Annotated in this window: 3 protein-coding genes; all 3 read right to left on the bottom strand. The window is 31.3% G+C overall.

Annotation, left to right across the window (positions count from 1 at the left end):
* Positions 1-256 precede the first annotated feature (256 nt).
* The 3 genes from G558_RS0111100 to G558_RS0111085 all read right to left on the bottom strand — a co-directional run bounded on the left by G558_RS0111100 (position 257) and on the right by G558_RS0111085 (position 2,645).
* Complete coding sequence (locus tag G558_RS0111100; protein WP_028830198.1) at positions 257-397, bottom strand: zinc ribbon-containing protein; 141 nt, start codon at positions 395-397, stop codon at positions 257-259.
* Between the two features lie 325 nt (positions 398-722).
* Positions 723-1,370, bottom strand: coding sequence for an RloB family protein (locus tag G558_RS0111090; RefSeq protein ID WP_028830197.1), 648 nt, complete (start codon positions 1,368-1,370; stop codon positions 723-725).
* A 3-nt stretch (positions 1,371-1,373) separates the two neighbouring features.
* Positions 1,374-2,645, bottom strand: a complete 1,272-nt coding sequence (locus G558_RS0111085) for an AAA family ATPase (RefSeq protein ID WP_028830196.1) — start codon at positions 2,643-2,645, stop codon at positions 1,374-1,376.
* Between the last annotated feature and the right edge of the window lie 255 nt (positions 2,646-2,900).

Here is a 2,900-nt window from a genome sequence, read left to right as displayed (position 1 = left end):
CTCTTGCATCTCTTCCCTTGTTCGTGGAGTTCTGCAAAACTCCAGTAACCCTTTAATATCCTCATTATCTTGGTTGGTATCTTGGTTGGTATCTTAAGTTAGTGACAGGCACCGGCATCCTAACAACTAATAAGCTTAGGCTAGAAGAGACCAGGTATTAAAATCAGCTTCATTTCTAGCCCTTGCTCTGCAAGCCTAAGCTTATTAATCTATATGACCAGGAGTTTTGTCATCCCCTGGCCATGTTTTTATTTTATTATATCTTCGTGTATGTCGTATTATTACATTTTGGGCATGGTGGAAGAGTATCCGTATTGTCATCTAATACAACTATCTGACCATCTCTCGTACATTTGTAAGTGCCTTTTCCTGGTTTTTCTCCTGTTTTATAATACATATTCTTTCTCCTTTGCAATTCTTAATATTAGTTAGGTGTAGACCTTCTGTGGTCTTTAACTTTAGTTCCATTTTTAGTAGTGTAGCCTTTAACTGTCACTATCTTTTTTTCTTGAACTCCTTTAGAGCTTGATTTTGTTTTAGCCATTAGTATATTCCAATTTCCTTCTCTGGCTTAGAACCTAACTATTGAAAATTTAGGAAAATCATGATATAAAATAATATGTTAAATAATTTATACTTGATTCGGGTGTCACTAAGCCTGTGATCCCTTATATCAAAGAAGTCAGCATTTACAGATGCTGTCTTTCTTTTTTATATAATGTTTAAATATTAATCTTACTCTTTATTTCTTCTATTAATTTAAAAACTGTATTTCCTGGATACATTATTGAAGGTTTTGTATTGCAATCATCTTCAAGTTCTTTTATTTTTCTTTTTGAAAGTTCTATGGCTTTCTTTTCATCACCATATTGGCTTAATTTTGCATATATGTCTTTCCCTGATTTTTCATAATTTTGACCCGTTTTTTTTAAATACAATTTAGCAAAATTGTCACAGCATGTCCAAGAGTCCTTAATATGTGGAATATTTTCAAAGTAGGCAAAAAACCATATTTCGATACAAGGATTTGACCAACCAACATTTATATCGATTTTTCCTGCCTTAAAAATAATTTCATCAAAATCCTTAACCTGGTCTCTGTCGAAAACTATCCAAGAGTTTCTATATTGAGGATCTTCATTTCTTAATTCTTGTGCAATATCTACTAAATCTTTTATTGAAGCCTTTTCTACTTTTATAACAATTTGGTCCTGAATTTCCTTAGGCATAGAATTTCTAAGTCCTTCAAAATAATTCTTTTCTGTTTCTTCAGTATCAGTGACAATTATATAGTATCCAAGTTTTGGCACTCTCGTTCCAACTCTATTATTTCGACCAACCCTTTTACCTTTTCTATCGTCTTTTCCCATGTCCTAATCCCCTTTAAACATGTCCAATGGTTTTAATTTCGGAATTGCCCCATATTTTCCAATTATATAATTTTTGCCATAAGACTCGTCTTTCCTTATTTTTTCTCCATCTTTATCCTGGAATTCAACAAGAGAATAAAGCCATGAAATGCCATTTCTATCTTTTTCTGAAAACCAGATCTCATCTCTTCTAAGCAAATCATTTGAAAGCTGCCATACATCATGAGTTGTAAAAATAAGCTGTGCATTATTTTTATTTATCTTAGGGTTTTCAAACATCTGTATAATATTACGTACCAATAGCGGGTGTAATCTTGAATTAAACTCATCAACAAACAACAAGCTTCCAAGTTCTAAAGCACTTTGAATTGGCGGATATAAAGAAAACATTTTTAAAGTACCACTCGATTCATCCATAAAATTTAAGGATTCCATTTCATTAGAATCGTTCATTGCATGCAGCGTTTTAATTGTAAAACCGTCTTTTTCTTTATCGTCAATTTCCCCATCGGTTTCAATCAAAAAATCCTTTATTGATTCATCAAAAGAGGAAAAGAATTTAACGACTTTTTTCTGAACATCTTTGTCCTCATCAAAATTATAAGGCAGTAATCGTGACCGTAAAAAATTTTCTCCGGGATTTCCAAAATCTACTATTTCATTTTTTAAAAACCATTCTCTTACAGTTTTCAATATTTCAATTTTCAATTTTGCCCCTAAAGATACAATCAGCGATTCTTTTTCTAAAGCAATTTCTATATTGTCACTGCTTTTCTTAATTCCAGAATAATCCGTTTCTTCCCCTTTTTTTCTATAAAATATAGTTTTATAATTTGAAGATGTTTTTGCCTTTGTATACAACCATTCCTCTAATACTTCCTGAGAATTTACAGAAAAACCATACTGAAATGTTTTATGTTTATCATTACTGTTGTCTACGAAGAAAACTTCAAATGTGCTTGGCTCATTTTTACTAGTGGAATCAAATAAAAATGGACTTACTTTTATATATTCATTATCCTTATTTTGCTTGATATCACTATCTCCACCAAATTTAAATGAGTTGACTACATATTCAGTCATATAGTCAAATGCTGAAAATACATTTGACTTTCCAGAAGCATTAGCTCCATAAATAGCTGCTACCTTCAATATCTTTTCTTTTCCAACTTCAGCAACATGATTTGGATGCTCTGTTATTTTTGTTGCACTCATATCCAAGACAGCTTCATTCTTAAATGATCTGTAATTATTAAAATTAAATTGAATTAACATTTTTATATCACTCCTCTCTTGTGATTATATACCCATATTCGTAAAAAAACAACCATTTATTGAGATTTTTTCTCATGAAAAAGTTGTTTTTTGTTTTTTTAGATTGAAATCTAATAATATCTACAATTCTCAAACTTGTTATTTGACATAATAAGTTAGTAAGTTAGTAAGTTAGTGACAGGCACCGGCATCCATTTATAAAATGCCCCCCTTTTACTTATCCCCGTCCAGTGTCTTTATAAAGTCCCTCCAGGC

The sequence above is a fragment of the Proteocatella sphenisci DSM 23131 genome (assembly GCF_000423525.1).
In the GTDB taxonomy this organism is placed as follows: domain Bacteria; phylum Bacillota; class Clostridia; order Peptostreptococcales; family Filifactoraceae; genus Proteocatella; species Proteocatella sphenisci.
This window is presented reverse-complemented; position numbering and strand designations above follow the sequence as displayed.